This window comes from Spirillospora sp. NPDC047279, from assembly GCF_040643285.1.
Lineage (GTDB): Bacteria > Actinomycetota > Actinomycetes > Streptosporangiales > Streptosporangiaceae > Spirillospora.
Map to the genome: position 1 here is coordinate 147,407 of NZ_JBEYUA010000007.1, position 16,406 is coordinate 163,812.

Sequence of the window (16,406 nt, forward strand, 5' to 3'; positions counted from 1 at the left end):
TGAGGGCTGTTCGGCAGGCGCCGGAGCGGAAGGAACACGATGGCTCAGCAGGTCGGGACGCGGGACGCGGACGCGGCGAGGACGCCCGCCCGCCCGCTGTGGTTCATGATCTCGGCGTGGGCGCTCACGCTCGCCGGGCTCGGGATCTCGGTCTACCTGACGATCAGCCACTACGACGAGAAGGCACTGGTCTGCTCGGCCAGCGGCAAGGTCGACTGCCACGCCGTCACCACCAGCAAGTACTCCGACCTGCTCGGCATCCCGCTGCCGCTGCTCGGGCTCGGCTTCTTCGTGACCTTCGCGGTGCTGATCCTGCCGTTCGCGCTGCGGTCGGACAACCCGGTGTTCCGCTGGGGCCGGCTCGCCGCCACCGGGATCGGGCTCATCTTCGTGGTCTACCTGGTGACGGTCGAGCTGGCCCTGCTGCACAAGATCTGCCTGTGGTGCACCGGCGTCCACGTCATCACTATCCTGCTTTTCGCCCTTGTCCTGTTCGATGAGTTCCGGCGGATCGGCGAGGTCGACTAGACCCGGCACCGACCGCCACCTCCGCGCGGCCCCCGTCGCGCGGCCCTCCGAAGGAGACCACCATGAGCAAGGCCGCACGCGAGCGGTCCGCACGGGAGAAGCTCGCCGCTGAGCGCAAGCGGCAGGCGGCGCGTGACAAGCAGCGCAAGCTGCTCACGATCGTCCTCGGCGCGGTGGTCGCCATCGCTGCGGTCGTGGTCGTCACGGTGATCGTTCTCGACCAGAAGGGCAAGAGCGACCAGAAGGCCACCGCCTACACCGGCCCGCAGGCCCCGCTCACCCGCGAGGCCGACGGGTCGATCACGATGGCCAAGGCGGGCGTCACCAAGCCCGTCCTGGAGGTCTTCGAGGACTTCCAGTGCCCGGCCTGCAAGTCGTTCGAGGAGAGCACCGGCGAGACCGTCAAGCAGCTGGCGTCCGAGGGCAAGGTGAAGGTCGTCTACCGGCCGTTCCACCTCTTCGGCCAGTCGCAGGACCCGGTCAAGTCCAACTCGCTGCGCTCCGCCGCGGCGGCGCTCTGCGTCCCGGCCGACAAGTGGCTCTCGTACCACGACGCGCTCTTCGAGTTCCAGCCCGAGGAGGGCTCCGAGGGCTTCGCCGACAAGGAGCTGGTCAACTGGGGCAAGGACGTCGGGGTCACCGACGCCGGCTTCGAGAAGTGCGTGACCGACCAGCAGAAGAAGCCGCAGGTCGACACCATGACCACGTACGCCCTGCAGAACCGCCAGGTCACCGGCACGCCCACCCTCTTCATCGACGGGCGCAAGATGGAGAACAACGAGTACGGCAGCCCCTCCGGCCTTCAGCAGGCCGTCGCCAACGCGGGCAAGGCCGGCCAGTAAGGCGTTCCCAGGCACCGAGCCGCGGCCCTGGATAGGGCCACGGCTCGGTGTTTTCTTGTCCTCCCCGGGCCCGTCGGGCGGCCGGAACGGCTCGCCGCCCCTACTGTCGGCCCTCGGTAGTGGCACGTTCACGCGGGGGATCGGATGAGCAAGGCGGACAGGGAACGCTCGGCGCGGCAGAAGCTGGCCGAGGAGCGCGCCAAGCAGGCGGCCCGGCAGAAGCAGCAGCGGCTGCTCCTCATCGTGCTCGGGGCCCTGGCCGCGGTGGCGGTCGTGGTGGTCGCCGTCGTCCTGGTGACCAATTCCGGCGGCGGGGACAAGGACGGCTCGGACTACACCGGCGCGCTGGCCCCGACGACCCGCAACGCCGACGGCTCGGTGGCCATGGCCAAGGCCGGGGTGACCAAGCCCGTCCTGGAGGTCTACGAGGACTTCCAGTGCCCCGCCTGCAAGAACCTCGAAGAGACCCTGGGCGCCACCATGAAGGAGCAGGCCGCCGCGGGCAAGGTGCAGGTCGTCTACCGCCCGTTCCGGCTCTTCCAGCAGGAGCCGCTGAAGTCCAACTCGCAGCGCGCCGCCAACGCCGCCCTGTGCGCGCCCGCCGACAAGTGGATCCAGTTCCATGACCGGCTGTACGCCGAGCAGCCCGAGGAGGGCCAGGTCGGCTTCGAGAACGACGACCTGGTCACCTGGGGCGGCGAGGTCGGCATCACCGGCGAGGCCTTCGCCGGGTGCGTGACCGGCGGCGAGAAGAACGCGCAGGTCGACCAGGCCACCGCCAAGGCCGCCCAGGCGGGCGTCCAGGCCACCCCGACGCTCATGCTCGACGGCACGAAGGTCAGCGACGACGCGCTCACTCCGGAGGGCCTCGAGAAGGCGATCGCGGCGGCCGCCTGATCTTGTCCTGAGGAGGGCGCGGGAGGTGGTCCCGAGGCGGTAACGTCCATGCTCATGCAGCCGGTCGCGTTCATCCCGAGCCCCTCCGAAGGTGTCTGGCACCTCGGGCCCGTCCCCATCCGCGCCTACGCGCTGATGATCATCATCGGCATCGTCGTGGCCGTGTGGCTGGGCGAGCGCCGCTGGGCGGCCAAGGGGGGCACTCCCGGCGTCGTCATCGACGTCGCGGTCTGGGCGGTGCCGTTCGGCCTCGTCGGCGGCCGGCTCTACCACGTGATCACCGACTACCAGCGCTACTTCGGCGACGGCCGCGACCCCGTCGACGCCCTGAAGATCTGGGAGGGCGGCCTGGGCATCTGGGGCGCCGTCGTCCTGGGCGCGGTCGGCGCGGTCATCGGCTGCCGCCGCCACGGCGTCTCGGTGCTGGCCCTGGGCGACGCGATCGCGCCCGGGATCGCACTGGCCCAGGCGATCGGCCGCTGGGGCAACTGGTGGAACCAGGAGCTGTACGGCAAGCCCCTCGACACCTTCTGGGCCCTCAAGATCGACTACGGCAACCGGCCCAAGCTCTCGGACGGCAGCGTCGACCCCAAGTACGCCGACATCGCCACCTACCACCCCACGTTCCTGTACGAGTCCCTCTGGTGCGTGGGCGTCGCGATCCTGGTCATCTGGGCCGACAGGCGCTTCAAGCTCACCCACGGCCGCGCCTTCGCCCTCTACGTGGCCGCCTACACCGTCGGCCGCTTCTGGATCGAGGCCCTGCGCATCGACGACGCCCACCACATCCTGGGCCTCCGCCTCAACGACTGGACCTCCCTGATCGTCTTCGCCGGCGCCGTCGCCTACCTCTACTGGGCCCGCGACAAGACCGGCCCCGAAAACGTCGTCGCCACCGGAGCCGAACCCCCCACCCCCGACGCCGTCACCGAAGAGCCCGAGCCCGACCCGACCTCCGAGGCCGACGACTCACCCGAAGCGACGAACGAGCCCAAGGCACCCTCCAAGCCTGCCGTCACGCCCGCCCCCGACGCCGACGAGTCGCCCGAGGCCGACGCAGCGCCGCTCGCGGCCGATGGGGCGCAGGAGACCGAGGAAACCTCTGGGATCGGCGAGACGCGCGACGCGGACGGGACGCCCGAGCCTGAGGCGACCTCTGAGGCCGAGGCGAAGCTTGAAGCCGACGCCCCGACCGCGGCCGACCAGACCTCCGGCGCCGACGAGCCCCCCGCTGCTGACACGACACCCGAGCCCGAAGCGACCTCTGAGGCTGACACGACGTCCGAGGCCGACACGGCGTCCGAGGCTGAAGGCACGCCTAAGCCCGACACGGCGTCTGCGGCCGATGAGACGGGCGAGGCCGACGGGACATCCGGGGCTGAAGGCGCGCTTGATGCCGACGCGGTGTCCGTGGCGGATGGGACGCGCGAGGCGGACGGGACGTCTGAGGCTGATGCGGCGCCTGAGACTGGTGAGACTTCGGAGGGTGAGGTGATCGCGCCGGAGTCAGAGGTTGCGACCGAGCCGACGCCCGCACCCGGGACGGCCGACGAGCCCTCCGGCGAAGGCGTGGCCTCCGACGAGAACGGGGCGAAGAAGCCCGCCGCCGAGAAGGGCGAGGACGAGCCCGTCAAGGACGCGAAGTAGGGCTCACGGCAGAGCCGTGGTCGCGTTTTGTCGGTTGAAAGCCGAGTCATGGCCTGGGTGGCCGTGAGCGAGGTCGTCTTCTGAGGCTGACCTGTCGCTCAGATGCTCTGGACTGAGGGGCCTCCCCGGAACGGCGCTGTGCCCGATGCAGGCGGCCGGCGCTTGTCGCGCTGATCGGTGATCGTGCCGTGGGCGGGGCAGAGCCCCGGCCTGGGCGGTGGGTCTGTGGTCGCGCCGTGGGTGGGCGGTCGGCGGGTTCTGGGCCTTGGAGCCGGTGGGCTGGGGTGGGGTGGTTCGGCGGGCTGGGGAAGAATCGGGGTGGAATCGGGGTGGAGAGGCCGGGTGGGGGTGGTGGGCATCGACGGGGAATCGGCTGAGGTTCATCATCGGCATCGGGATGTCACCGGAGGGTGGCTGCGGCCGGCGGTGTTCGGGGCCATGGACGGGCTGGTCTCCAACTTCGCGCTGATCGCGGGGGTGGCGGGCGGGCAGGCGTCGCAGAAGGTGGTGCTGCTGGCGGGGCTCGCGGGCCTGGCGGCCGGGGCGTTCTCGATGGCGGCGGGGGAGTACGTGTCGGTGGCCTCGCAGTCGGAGCTGGCCGAGGCCGAGATCGAGGTCGAACGGCTGGAGCTGGCGCGGCATCCCAAGGCGGAGATGCGGGAGCTGGCGCAGGTCTTCGAGGCCCGCGGCGTGGACCCCGAGGTGGCGGCGGAGGTGGCGCGGCAGCTGTCGCGCGACCCGGAGGAGGCCCTGGAGGTGCACGCCCGCGAGGAGCTGGGGGTGGCGCCCGGGGAGCTGCCCTCGCCGGTGCTGGCGGCGGGGTCGTCGTTCCTGGCGTTCGGGGCCGGGGCGCTGCTCCCGGTGCTGCCGTACCTGCTGGGGGCGTCCAGCCTGTGGCCGGCCGCAATGATCGCCGCGGTGGGGTTGTTCCTGGCGGGGGCGGTGGTGTCGCGGGTGACGACGCGCACCTGGTGGTTCGGCGGGCTGCGGCAGCTGGCGCTGGGCAGCGCGGCGGCGGTGCTCACGTACGGGCTGGGAGCGCTCATCGGAACGAACGGACTCTGACGCAAAAGGGGATGAAACATCCTTTTGGGCCCGCGCGAGTCGTGGGGGCCGATAGAGTCCCGAACTGTGATCGAGGCTCGTGACACCCAGGCTGAGGGCGGGACGGGCGGGCGCGACTTCTGGCCCGACGACAAGCCCCGCCGCTCCGGAAAACCCAAGTCGAAGCTGCTGCTCGGCGTCGCGGCCGTGCTCGTCGCGGTCGTCCTGGCGGCGGTGGCGTTCGTCGTGCTGAGCGGTGGCGACGACGGGGACAAGAAGGACGCCGCGGGCACCTCCAACGGTCCCGGCGTGCTCCCGTCCGCCTACACGCCGCAGATGGCCGACAAGGCCATGGTCAAGCTGGCGCAGCGCACCGCCGACCCGCGCCCGGTCACGCAGGGCGAGGCCTTCCCGGCCGACGCCAGGAACGTCAAGTACCGCACCTACGCGTTCACCCTGGCGGCCTCGGAGGTGGCGGGCGACTGCAAGGCGGTCACCTGGGGCCAGCGGCTGCACGGCGACCTGGCCAAGCACGGCTGCACGCAGGTGGTGCGCGGCTCGTACGTGAGCCAGGACCAGCGCAGCCTGGGCCAGGTGGCGGTGTTCAACATGGCGGACCAGGACGGCGCCGAGCAGATCGTCCGGCTGATCGACCCCAGCACCAACGCCGGCTTCGTGCTGCCGCTGAACGCCAAGGGCCGGCCCGCGTTCGGCAAGGGCTTCAGCGCGGCCTACGCGCAGGTGTACGGGCACTACGTGGTGCTGACCTGGGTGCAGCGGGCCGGCGGCGGGCAGCCCGCCTCGCTCAACGAGATGATCGACACCAGCCTCGCGATCGAGAAGCCCGCGGACTTCGTGTGGGGCCGGGTGGACATGGTCCCCACCAGGAAACAGCAGTGATCGGCCGGGGAACGGCCGCGTCACTCCGCCACGGCCAGTAGTCTGCGCCCTCGTGGACCACGAAGAGCACGGCCGTCCCGGCCGCACCCGGCCCGGCTCGCCGCCGGCCCGCGGCGGCGCGCGGCAGCAGCCGTCGCGGCGGTCGGGCGGCCCGCGCCGGCTCGGCCCGGGGCGCGGCGCGGCCGCGCGTCCGGCCCGGCCTCCCCAGCGTCCACCGGCCGCGCCGTACGACGACTTCGCGCCGTACGAGGACCCGCCGGTCACCGGCAGGCCGTCCGCGCGGGGCGGCCCGCGGCCGTCCGCGCAGCGGCGGCCCTCGAAGCAGCAGCGGCGCCCGGCGAAGCCGAAGCGGCCGGCGACCCGGCGTTCTCCCAGGGCGTTCTTCGCCGCGGCGGGCGTGCTGGGCGTGATCCTGGTGGTCGCGGCCGTCGCGGTGGTGCTGAACGGCGGACGGGACGAGGCGCCGGCCAGGGAGCCCGCCGCGGCCGGGCTGGGGCCCGTGGCCGCGAGCGGACAGGCCCCCTCGTCGTACTCCAGTTCGCCGTCGTCCGACGCGTACGCGGGGATCGCCGAGCGCACGGCCGACCGGGCCCCGCTGACGGAGGCCGAGTCGTTCCCCAAGTCGGCCGCGGTGATCACGCTCCCGGAGGCCAAGGCCAAACTGGCGCTGAAGGCCAAGCGGCTGGACGGTGACTGCGCGGCGGCGATCTGGGGGCGCGGCCTCGCCGACGCCCTCGGCCAGGGCGGCTGCACGCAGGCGGGCCGGGCGTTGTACGCCGACACCAGGAAGGGCTACGCGCTGGCCGTCACGGTGTTCAACCTGGCGGGCGCGGAGCACGCCGACCGGGTGGTCGAACGGCTGGGGGAGGGGCGCGGCGGTGGATTCGTCCGTCCGCTCACCGCTTCGGCTCCGCTCGACTCGTTCGGGCAGGGTTTCAGTGCCGCCCGCGGGCTGGCGATGGGCCACTACGTCGTGGTGGCGTGGGCGCAGCGGCTCGACGGCCGCGGCGACGAGCAGGACGAGGCCCTGTTGTCACTGGTCATCGAGGGCGGCAAGGCCCCCGCGGTGCTCGGCCGGGCGGCCCGCGCCGCTTGATCGTCGAGGCCGGTCCAGGCCGTGCCGGAGCCCGCGGGGTTACCGGCGAGTTTCCGGGGTAACCGAATAAACATCCCTGCTCGGTGAGGATCATCACCGAGGTCAGGGCGATTTGGTAGGAAAGTTGCCCGGTATCCTGGTCTAAACCACTCACGGGTGGCTACAGGCGATCGGTGCGGAGAAGTTTCGCGATCCGGTCGAGTCGGGCATGATCCCGGCAGTGATGTAATGTCATCACACCGCAGCAGGGCCAGCGTCGTCCCCGACTGCACTGACATCGAAGCCAGTGACACGACGAAGACGACGGGAGGGTTGATGGCTGCTGCTGCCCTCACACCGGGACAGCCCACGAACCAGGGGCTGTACGACCGGGCCAACGAGCACGACGCGTGTGGCGTCGGCATGGTGGCCGACCTGCACGGTCGCAAGAGCCACGACATCGTCCAGAACGCCCTGACCGTCCTGAAGAACCTTGATCACCGGGGTGCCGTCGGCGCCGAGCCCGACGACGGCGACGGCGTGGGCATCCTGGTCCAGATCCCGGACTCCTTCTTCCGCGAGGTCTGCGACTTCGCGCTTCCCGAGGCCGGCTCGTACGCCGCCGGCCTGGCCTTCCTGCCCGTGGACGGCGACGAGCGCGCCGCCGCCGTGGCCCATGTCGAGACCCTCTGCGTCGAGGAGGGCCTGACGGTCCTCGGCTGGCGCGAGCTCCCGCACGACCCCAACTTCGCCGGCCCGGCCGCCCGCCGGGCCATGCCGCACTTCGCCCAGCTCTTCGTGACCCCGGCCGCGCGCGGCCCGCACGCCGGCAAGACCGGCCTGGAGCTGGACCGTGCGGTGTTCTGCATGCGCGAACGCGCCGAGCAGGACGTCCGCGTCTACTTCCCCAGCCTGTCCAGCCGGACCCTGGTCTACAAGGGCATGCTGACGACCCCGCAGCTGGAGCCGTTCTTCCCCGACCTGTCGGACCGCCGCTTCAGCAGCGCGATCGCCCTGGTGCACTCGCGCTTCTCGACCAACACCTTCCCGGCGTGGGAGCTGGCGCACCCGTACCGGTTCATCGCGCACAACGGCGAGATCAACACCGTCAAGGGCAACCGGAACTGGATGCGCGCCCGCGAGGCGCTGCTGAAGTCCGACCTGATCCCCGGCGACCTGTCCCGCATCTACCCGGTGATCGACATCGAGGCCAGCGACACCGCCTCGTTCGACGAGTGCCTGGAGCTGCTGCACCTGGGCGGCCGGTCGCTGCCGCACGCGGTGCTGATGATGATCCCCGAGGCGTGGGAGAACCACACCGAGATGGACCCGGCCCGCCGGGCCTTCTACGAGTTCCACTCCACGCTGATGGAGGCCTGGGACGGCCCCGCGTCGGTCACGTTCACCGACGGCACGGTCGTCGGCGCGGTCCTGGACCGCAACGGCCTGCGTCCCGGCCGCTACTGGGTCACCGACGAGGGCTTCGTCGTGCTGGCCTCCGAGGCCGGCGTCCTGGACATCCCGGCCGACAAGGTCGTCCGCAAGGGCCGCCTGCAGCCCGGCAAGATCTTCGTGGTCGACACCGAGGCCGGCCGGATCGTCGAGGACGACGAGGTCAAGGCCGAGCTGGCCGCGCAGCACCCGTACGGCGAGTGGCTGCACGAGGGCCTCGTACGGTTCGAGGAGCTGCCGCAGCGCGAGCGCGAGATCCCGACCCACGAGACCCTCGTCAAGCGCCAGCAGACGTTCGGCTACACCCTCGAAGAGCAGCGCATCATCCTGACTCCCATGGTCAGGACGGGCGCCGAGCCGATCGGCTCGATGGGCACCGACACTCCGATCGCCGTGCTGTCGGAGCGTCCGCGGATGTTGTTCGACTACTTCAAGCAGCTCTTCGCGCAGGTGACCAACCCGCCGCTGGACGCCATCCGCGAGGAAATGATCACCTCGCTGCAGTCCACGCTCGGCCCGGAGGGCAACCTCCTGGAGCCCGGGCCCGAGTCCTGCCGCCGGCTGGTGCTGCCCACCCCGATCCTGGACAACGACGAGCTGTCCAAGATCATTCACATCGACGACGAGGGCTCGCTGCCGCATCTGCAGGCCCACGTCGTGCACGGCCTGTACGACGTCAACGGCGGTGGCGAGGCCCTGGAGCACCGGCTCGAGGAGATCTGCTCCGAGGTGACCCGGTCCATCGCGGCGGGCGCGCGGATCATCGTGCTGTCCGACCGCGGCGCCGACCACCAGAAGGCCGCGATCCCGTCGCTGCTGCTGACCGGCGCGGTGCACCACCACCTGATCCGGGAGAAGACCCGCACCCAGGTCGGCCTGGTCATCGAGACCGGCGAGGCGCGCGAGTGCCACCACATGGCGCTTCTCATCGGCTACGGTGCCTCCGCGATCAACCCGTACCTGGCGATCGAGACCGTCGAGGACCTCATCCGCGGCGGCGTCATCGAGGGCGTCGACCCGCAGAAGGGCGTCCGCAACCTGGTCAAGGCGTACGGTAAGGGCGTCCTCAAGGTCATGTCGAAGATCGGCGTGTCCACGGTGGCCTCGTACACCGGCGCGCAGATCTTCGAGGCGATCGGCCTCGGCCGCGAGGTCATCGACCGCGCGTTCACCGGCACCACCTCGCGCCTGGGCGGCGTCGGCTTCGACGTCCTGGCCCGCGAGGTCGCCGAGCGCCACAAGAAGGCCTACCCGCCCGGCGGCAACGAGGCGGCGCACCGCACCCTCGACGTCGGCGGCGAGTACCAGTGGCGCCGCGAGGGCGAGCTGCACCTGTTCAACCCGGACACGGTGTTCAAGCTGCAGCACGCCACCCGGACCCGCCGGTACGAGATCTTCAAGGAGTACACCTCCAAGGTCGACATCCAGTCCGAGGAGCTGATGACCCTCCGCGGGCTGTTCACGCTCAAGGAGGGTGAGCGCCCGCCGGTGCCGATCGACGAGGTCGAGCCGGTCGAGTCGATCGTCAAGCGCTTCTCCACCGGCGCCATGTCGTACGGCTCCATCTCGGCGGAGGCGCACGAGACCCTCGCCATCGCGATGAACCGCCTCGGCGGCAAGTCCAACACCGGCGAGGGCGGCGAGGACCCGCGGCGCTTCACCCCGGACGCCAACGGCGACCTGCGGCGCAGTGCCATCAAGCAGGTGGCCTCCGGCCGCTTCGGCGTGACCTCGGAGTACCTCACCAACGCCGACGACATCCAGATCAAGATGGCGCAGGGCGCCAAGCCCGGCGAGGGCGGGCAGCTGCCCGGCCACAAGGTCTACCCGTGGATCGCCAAGACCCGGCACTCCACCCCGGGCGTGGGCCTGATCTCGCCGCCGCCGCACCACGACATCTACTCGATCGAAGACCTGGCGCAGCTCATCCACGACCTGAAGAACGCCAACCCGGCGGCGCGCGTGCACGTCAAGCTCGTCGCCGAGGTCGGGGTCGGCACGGTCGCGGCGGGCGTGTCCAAGGCGCACGCCGACGTGGTGCTCATCTCCGGGCACGACGGCGGCACCGGCGCCTCGCCGCTGACCTCGCTCAAGCACGCCGGCGCGCCCTGGGAGCTCGGCCTGGCCGAGACCCAGCAGACGCTGCTGCTCAACGGCCTGCGCGACCGCATCGTCGTGCAGACCGACGGGCAGATGAAGACCGGCCGCGACGTGCTCATCGCCGCGCTGCTGGGCGCCGAGGAGTACGGCTTCGCCACCGCGCCGCTGGTGGTGTCGGGTTGCATCATGATGCGGGTCTGCCACCTGGACACCTGCCCGGTCGGCGTCGCCACGCAGAACCCGGTGCTGCGGGAGCGGTTCAGCGGCAAGCCCGAGTTCGTGGTCAACTTCTTCGAGTTCGTGGCCCAGGAGGTACGCGAGTACCTGGCCGCGCTGGGCTTCCGTTCGCTGGACGAGGCCATCGGCCGGGTCGAGCTGCTCGACACCCGCCGGGCCGTCGACCACTGGAAGGCCGCGGGCCTGGACCTGGCGCCGATCCTGCACCGGCCGGAGCTGCGCGACGGCGCCGCGCTGCGCCAGGTGACCGGCCAGGACCACGGCCTGGAGAAGGCGCTGGACAACACGCTGATCCAGCTCGCCGAGGGCGCCATCGCGTTCGGCGACAAGGTGAAGCTGGACCTGCCGATCCGCAACGTCAACCGCACGGTCGGCACCATGCTCGGCCACGAGGTGACCAAGAAGTGGGGCGGCGAGGGCCTGCCCGACGACACCGTCGACGTCACCTTCACCGGCTCGGCCGGCAACTCGTTCGGCGCGTTCGTGCCGCGCGGCATCACGCTGCGCCTCGTCGGCGACGCCAACGACTACGTCGGCAAGGGCCTGTCCGGCGGCCGCCTCACGGTGCGCCCGCCGGTGGACGCCACGTTCGCGGCGGAGACCCAGATCATCGGCGGCAACGTGATCCTCTACGGCGCCACCTCGGGCGAGCTGTTCGCCCGGGGCGTGGTCGGCGAGCGGTTCTGCGTCCGCAACTCCGGCGCGACCGCGGTCGTCGAGGGCGTCGGCGACCACGCGCTGGAGTACATGACCGGCGGCCGCGCGGTGATCCTCGGCGGGACCGGCCGCAACCTGGCGGCGGGCATGTCCGGCGGCATCGCCTACGTGCTCGACCTGGTGACCGAACGGGTCAACCCGGAGATGGTCGAGCTGGAGGCGCTCACCGGCGACGACCGCGCGTTCCTGCGCGATCTCGTCGAACGCCACCGCGCCGAGACCGGCTCCACGGTCGCCGAAGGCCTGCTGGCCGACTGGGACGGCGCGCTCGCGCGCTTCACCAAGATCATGCCGCGTGACTACAAGCGGGTCCTGAAGGCGGCCGAGGAAGCGCGCCAGCAGGGCAAGGACGTCGACGAGGCCATCATGGCCGCGGCGCAGAGCTGAGAGGGGGACTCCTCCATGGCTGACCCGAAGGGTTTTCTGACCGTACGGCGGGAGCTCCCCGAGCGCCGCCCGGTCGACGTGCGCATCAAGAGCTGGTCCGAGGTGTACGAGAACTTCGGCAACGACAAGCTCGAGAAGCAGGCGAGCCGCTGCATGGACTGCGGCATCCCGTTCTGCCACCAGGGCTGCCCGCTCGGCAACCTCATCCCCGAGTGGAACGACCTGGTCTACCGCCGGGACTGGCAGGAGGCGATCGAGCGCCTGCACGCCACCAACAACTTCCCCGAGTTCACCGGGAAGCTCTGCCCCGCCCCGTGCGAGGCGGCGTGCGTGCTCGGCATCAACCAGGACCCGGTGGCCATCAAGCGGGTCGAGGCCGAGATCATCGACCGGGCCTGGGCCGAGGGCTGGGTGCGCCCGCAGCCGCCCACGGTCAAGACCGGCAAGAAGGTCGCGGTCGTCGGCTCCGGCCCGGCGGGACTCGCCGCCGCGCAGCAGCTCACCCGCGCCGGCCACGACGTCAAGGTGTACGAGCGCGCGGACCGCGTCGGCGGCCTGCTGCGCTACGGCATCCCCGAGTTCAAGATGGAGAAGCGGCACGTCGACCGGCGCGTCGCGCAGATGCGCGCGGAGGGCACCGACTTCAAGACCTCGGTGAACGTGGGCGTGGACGTCACGGCCGACGAGCTGCGCGGCCGGTACGACGCGGTCGTGCTGGCGGGCGGCGCCACCGCGTGGCGCGACCTGCCCGTCCCGGGCCGCGACCTCAAGGGCGTCTACCAGGCCATGGAGTACCTGCCCCCGGCCAACAAGGTGCAGGAGGGCGACTACGAGGTGTCGCCGATCTCCGCCAAGGGCAAGCACGTGGTCGTGATCGGCGGCGGTGACACCGGCGCCGACTGCATCGGCACCGCGATCCGGCAGGAGGCCGCCTCGGTCACCCAGCTGGAGATCATGCCGCAGCCGCCCGCGGCCCGGCCTGACAACCAGCCGTGGCCCACCTACCCGATGCTCTTCAAGATGGAGAGCGCGCACGAGGAGCTGGCCGACACCGGCGGCGACCGGGTCTACGCGGTCTCCACGACCGAGTTCGTCGGCGACGAGGACGGCAACGTCCGCGCGCTGCGCCTGGTCGAGGTCGAGGGCCCGCAGGCCGGCTTCAAGCCGATCCCGGGCACCGAGCGCGAGATCCCGGCCGAGCTGGTCACCCTCGCGATGGGCTTCCTCGGCCCGCAGAAGGAGGGCCTGCTCGACCAGCTGGGCGTCGACCTGGACCAGCGCGGCAACGTGGTCCGCGACAATGACTACAAGACCAGCGTCGACGGCGTCTTCGCCGCCGGTGACATGGGCCGCGGGCAGTCGCTCATCGTCTGGGCGATCGCCGAGGGACGCGCCGCCGCACACGGTGTGGACAAGTACCTTTCGGGTGAAACCTCGCTCCCTTACCCGATCGTGCCCACCGCGCGTCCGATAGCCTGATCCGACAACAAACCGCCGTGACCCGGCGTCCTGGAGGACGCCGGGGCACGGCGGAGTCGTGTGCAGGGGGGAGACTCATGCCGAGCCGCCAGATGGACGTGACCACGTGGTACCTGGAGCAGACCGCTCCTGACGAGCTGCGCCCCGGGCGCGTGCCCGACAGCCCGCTGGAGATCGTCCGGGCGGAGGTGCCCAGTCCCGAGCTGAGCCGGTTCCTCTACACCGCCGTCGGCGGCGACTGGTACTGGACCGACCGGCTGACCTGGTCGTACGAGCAGTGGCAGAACTGGCTCGAACGGCCGGGCGTGGAGACCTGGGTCGCCTACGTGCGCGGCACCCCGGCCGGCTACGTCGAGCTCGACCCCCAGCCCGAGGGCCAGGTCGAGATCACCAGTTTCGGCCTGCTGGGCGCGTTCACCGGCCGGGGCCTCGGCGGGCACCTCCTCACCGTCGGTGCCTCCCGCGCCTGGGACCTGGTCCAGCGCTGGCCGGACCGCAAGGCGACCGAGCGGGTGTGGCTGCACACCTGCTCCAACGACGGCCCCGCCGCGCTGCCCAACTACCAGGCCCGCGGGTTCCGCGTCTTCGACGTGCGCTCGTCCACCGAGACCCGCGACCACACCCCGCCCGGCCCCTGGCCCGGCGCCCGCTGAGCCCTCGCCCCCGCCCCACCGCGGGCAGGGCCGGGATGGCACCATCGGGTCATGGACACCGACCAGCTGCGGCAGGTCAGGCTGGCCAAGGACGCGATGGACCGCGACTGGGCCGAGCCGCTCGACCTCGCCCGGGTGGCGGCGGAGGCGGGCTACTCGCGCTACCACTTCGTCCGGCTCTTCCGCGAGGCGTACGGGGAGACGCCGGGCCGCTACCTCGGCAGGCGGCGCATCGAGCGCGCCCAGGAGCTGCTGCGCTCGGCCAACCTCACGGTCACCGAGATCTGCATGCTGGTCGGCTTCACGAGCGTCGGCACGTTCTGCACCAGGTTCAAGGAGCAGACGGGGCTGACGCCGACCGAGTTCCGGGACAGGTCCGCCGGGCCGGCGGCGATCCCCGGGTGCTTCGTCCTCTTCTGGGCGGGCGGCTTCCGCCGGGACTGACCGGCCGGCCGGGGACGGCAATTTTCGAGAAGGCCGGGGTGGCGCCGCCGTCCTAGCGTGGAAGGGCGAACCACGGAAAGGACCGACATCATGATCAAAGGATTGGGCCTGGCCACCGTCTGGGTGCTCGACCAGGACTCCGCCAAGGCGTTCTTCACCGAGAAGCTCGGGCTCGAGGAGCGCACCGACATGACCCTCGGCGAGGGCGGCATGCGCTGGGTCACGGTCGGCGCCAAGGACCAGCCCGAGCTCCAGCTCACCCTGATGGTCCCCGGGCCGCCGTCGCTGGACCCGGAGTCGGCCGAGCAGCTCAGGGCCCTGGTCGCCAAGGGCGTGCTGGGCGCGGGAGCGTTCACCACCGACGACTGCCAGGCCGAGTACGAGCGCCTGTCGGCCGACGGCGTCACGTTCATCCAGAAGCCGGAGAAGCGCCCCTACGGCGTCGAGGCGATCTTCCGCGACGACTCAGGCAACTGGTACAGCCTCACCCAGCCCTCCGAGCGCCTCGACGACAGCGCCGACTGGCGCTGAGCACCGCCGCGATCATGCCGGGCCCAGGCGGGCGGCGAGATCGTGGAGGACCTCGACCAGGTGGTCGGCCTCGCGGGTGGTGATGCGCCAGTTGACCAGGGCCGGGCGGAAGACGGTCATGCCGCGGTAGGTGCTCGTCCCGGCGTACACCCGGCCGTCGGCGAGCAGGGCCTCGCCCAGGCGGGCGTTGAGCGCGTCCAGGTCCTCCTCGGGGACGCCGGGCGGGCGGTAGCGGAAGCAGACGATGCACATCTGGACCGGCGCGAGGAGCTCCAGGTCGGGGGCGTCCTCGACGAGCCGGCCGAGGTGGGCGGCCACGTCCAGGTGGCGTTCGACCATCTCGCGGTGGCCCTGCCTGCCGTACGCGCGGAGCGTGGCCCAGATCGGGAGCGCGCGGGCGCGCCGGGACGACTCGGGGCCGAGCATGTTGAAGTTGACGCGGCCGTCGCCGGCGTCCGGGAGGTAGGCCGCGCCCCAGGCGCCGAACGCCCTGGCGAGCCAGGCCGGGTCGCGCACGAAGGAGAAGCCGCTCTCGTACGGCACGTTCAGCCACTTGTGCCCGTCGGCGGTGATGGAGTCGGCCCGCTCCGCCCCGGCCGCCAGGTGGGCGGTGCGCGGCGACAGCGCGGTGAACATGCCGAACGCGCCGTCGACGTGGAGCCAGGCGCCATGGCGTCCGGCGAGGTCGGCCAGGTCGTCCAGCGGGTCGGAGTCGCCGGCGTTGACGTCGCCGAGGTTGGCGACGATGACGGCGGGGGCGCCGTCGAGGGCGGCGAGCGCCTCCTCCATCGCGGCCAGGTCGACGCGGCCGGCGTCGTCGCGGGAGAACGTGCGGAGGGTGTCGCGCCCGCAGCCCAGGATCTGCAGGGCCTTGCGGGTGCTGACGTGCACCAGGCCGCTGCTGAGGACCGGCATCTGGGGAAGGCCGGCCAGGCCGTGCGCGGCGACGTCGGCGCCGTGCCGTTCGGCCCACCAGGAACGGGCCGCGGCCAGCCCGGTGACGTGGGCGAACGTCGCGCTCGGCGTGAGCACGCCGCCGAACGAGGCGGGCAGCCCGAAGAGGTCCTTCAGCCAGTCGAGGACGACCGCCTCGGCGCGGGCGGCGAACGGTGAGGCGATCCAGATGCCGCAGGCCTGGTCGAGCAGCGAGGTGATCCAGTCGCCGGCCATGGCGGCGGGGGTGGAGCCGCCGGTCACCAGATGGAAGAACCGCGGGCCGGAGACGTGCGTGGCCGCCTCGGTGCCGACGCGCAGCAGCCGTTCGACGGCCGCCGGACCGCCGTCGCCGTGCTCGGGGAGGGGCCCGCCGAGCTCGTCGAGGAGCATGTCGCGGGTGCGGTCGTGGACGGGCCGCGCGTCGAGGCTCCGCAGGTACGGTTCGGCGGCCTGGGCGACGATGTCGAGACCGGCCGCCGCCTTCTCGCGTTCGTGGATCGGGTCGCTCATGTGATCACCGGGACGGGCATCTGGAAC

At 71.7% G+C, this 16,406-nt stretch carries 13 protein-coding genes; 12 read left to right on the plus strand and 1 reads right to left on the minus strand.

The features are described from left to right. Window positions 1-39: 39 nt before the first annotated feature. The 12 genes from ABZ810_RS19455 (at window position 40) to ABZ810_RS19510 (ending at window position 14,933) form a co-directional block, all read left to right on the plus strand. Window positions 40-528 carry a vitamin K epoxide reductase family protein gene (locus ABZ810_RS19455; protein ID WP_358404722.1) on the plus strand — a complete coding sequence of 163 codons (489 nt, stop codon included), beginning with the start codon at window positions 40-42 and terminating at the stop codon, window positions 526-528. Window positions 529-590: 62 nt separating this feature from the next. Then, on the plus strand, window positions 591-1,370 hold the full coding sequence (locus ABZ810_RS19460) for a thioredoxin domain-containing protein (protein ID WP_358404724.1): 780 nt from the start codon (window positions 591-593) through the stop codon (window positions 1,368-1,370). 144 nt (window positions 1,371-1,514) lie between these two features. Further along, window positions 1,515-2,267 carry a thioredoxin domain-containing protein gene (locus tag ABZ810_RS19465; RefSeq protein ID WP_358404727.1) on the plus strand — a complete coding sequence of 251 codons (753 nt, stop codon included), beginning with the start codon at window positions 1,515-1,517 and terminating at the stop codon, window positions 2,265-2,267. Window positions 2,268-2,315: 48 nt separating this feature from the next. Next, window positions 2,316-3,914, plus strand: coding sequence for a prolipoprotein diacylglyceryl transferase (gene lgt, locus ABZ810_RS19470; protein WP_358404730.1), 1,599 nt, complete (start codon window positions 2,316-2,318; stop codon window positions 3,912-3,914). A gap of 351 nt (window positions 3,915-4,265) precedes the next feature. Continuing rightward, entirely contained in the window at window positions 4,266-4,979 is a 714-nt protein-coding gene (locus tag ABZ810_RS19475) for a VIT1/CCC1 transporter family protein (RefSeq protein ID WP_358405505.1), read from the plus strand. 66 nt (window positions 4,980-5,045) lie between these two features. Beyond that, the gene (locus ABZ810_RS19480) at window positions 5,046-5,858 is read left to right on the plus strand and encodes a hypothetical protein (protein WP_358404733.1); all 813 of its coding nucleotides are present in this window, start codon (window positions 5,046-5,048) and stop codon (window positions 5,856-5,858) included. Between the two features lie 52 nt (window positions 5,859-5,910). Next, the gene (locus ABZ810_RS19485; RefSeq protein ID WP_358404736.1) at window positions 5,911-6,954 is read left to right on the plus strand and encodes a hypothetical protein; all 1,044 of its coding nucleotides are present in this window, start codon (window positions 5,911-5,913) and stop codon (window positions 6,952-6,954) included. A gap of 315 nt (window positions 6,955-7,269) precedes the next feature. After that, window positions 7,270-11,826 carry a glutamate synthase large subunit gene (gltB, locus tag ABZ810_RS19490; RefSeq protein WP_358404738.1) on the plus strand — a complete coding sequence of 1,519 codons (4,557 nt, stop codon included), beginning with the start codon at window positions 7,270-7,272 and terminating at the stop codon, window positions 11,824-11,826. 15 nt (window positions 11,827-11,841) lie between these two features. Then, window positions 11,842-13,305 carry a glutamate synthase subunit beta gene (locus ABZ810_RS19495; RefSeq protein WP_358404739.1) on the plus strand — a complete coding sequence of 488 codons (1,464 nt, stop codon included), beginning with the start codon at window positions 11,842-11,844 and terminating at the stop codon, window positions 13,303-13,305. A 77-nt stretch (window positions 13,306-13,382) separates the two neighbouring features. Further along, window positions 13,383-13,958 carry a GNAT family N-acetyltransferase gene (locus ABZ810_RS19500; RefSeq protein WP_358404741.1) on the plus strand — a complete coding sequence of 192 codons (576 nt, stop codon included), beginning with the start codon at window positions 13,383-13,385 and terminating at the stop codon, window positions 13,956-13,958. Window positions 13,959-14,009: 51 nt separating this feature from the next. Continuing rightward, a complete protein-coding gene (locus tag ABZ810_RS19505) occupies window positions 14,010-14,402 on the plus strand; it encodes a helix-turn-helix transcriptional regulator (RefSeq protein ID WP_358404743.1) in 393 nt (130 codons plus the stop codon). 90 nt (window positions 14,403-14,492) lie between these two features. Next, window positions 14,493-14,933 (plus strand): VOC family protein, encoded by a 441-nt coding sequence (locus ABZ810_RS19510; protein WP_358404745.1) that lies wholly within the window; start codon window positions 14,493-14,495, stop codon window positions 14,931-14,933. A gap of 12 nt (window positions 14,934-14,945) precedes the next feature. Here ABZ810_RS19510 and ABZ810_RS19515 read toward each other — a convergent pair whose 3' ends face one another. Further along, complete coding sequence (locus tag ABZ810_RS19515; RefSeq protein ID WP_358404747.1) at window positions 14,946-16,379, minus strand: pyridoxal-dependent decarboxylase; 1,434 nt, start codon at window positions 16,377-16,379, stop codon at window positions 14,946-14,948. Window positions 16,380-16,406: the final 27 nt, after the last annotated feature.

Coding starts and splice junctions, on each gene's coding strand:
- ABZ810_RS19495 (WP_358404739.1), top strand. CDS start 11,842: ATGGCTGACCCGAAGGGTTTTCTGACCGTACGGCGGGAGCTCCCCGAG.
- ABZ810_RS19515 (WP_358404747.1), bottom strand. CDS start 16,379: ATGAGCGACCCGATCCACGAACGCGAGAAGGCGGCGGCCGGTCTCGAC.
- ABZ810_RS19465 (WP_358404727.1), top strand. CDS start 1,515: ATGAGCAAGGCGGACAGGGAACGCTCGGCGCGGCAGAAGCTGGCCGAG.
- ABZ810_RS19455 (WP_358404722.1), top strand. CDS start 40: ATGGCTCAGCAGGTCGGGACGCGGGACGCGGACGCGGCGAGGACGCCC.
- ABZ810_RS19505 (WP_358404743.1), top strand. CDS start 14,010: ATGGACACCGACCAGCTGCGGCAGGTCAGGCTGGCCAAGGACGCGATG.
- ABZ810_RS19500 (WP_358404741.1), top strand. CDS start 13,383: ATGCCGAGCCGCCAGATGGACGTGACCACGTGGTACCTGGAGCAGACC.
- ABZ810_RS19460 (WP_358404724.1), top strand. CDS start 591: ATGAGCAAGGCCGCACGCGAGCGGTCCGCACGGGAGAAGCTCGCCGCT.
- ABZ810_RS19510 (WP_358404745.1), top strand. CDS start 14,493: ATGATCAAAGGATTGGGCCTGGCCACCGTCTGGGTGCTCGACCAGGAC.
- gltB (WP_358404738.1), top strand. CDS start 7,270: ATGGCTGCTGCTGCCCTCACACCGGGACAGCCCACGAACCAGGGGCTG.
- lgt (WP_358404730.1), top strand. CDS start 2,316: ATGCTCATGCAGCCGGTCGCGTTCATCCCGAGCCCCTCCGAAGGTGTC.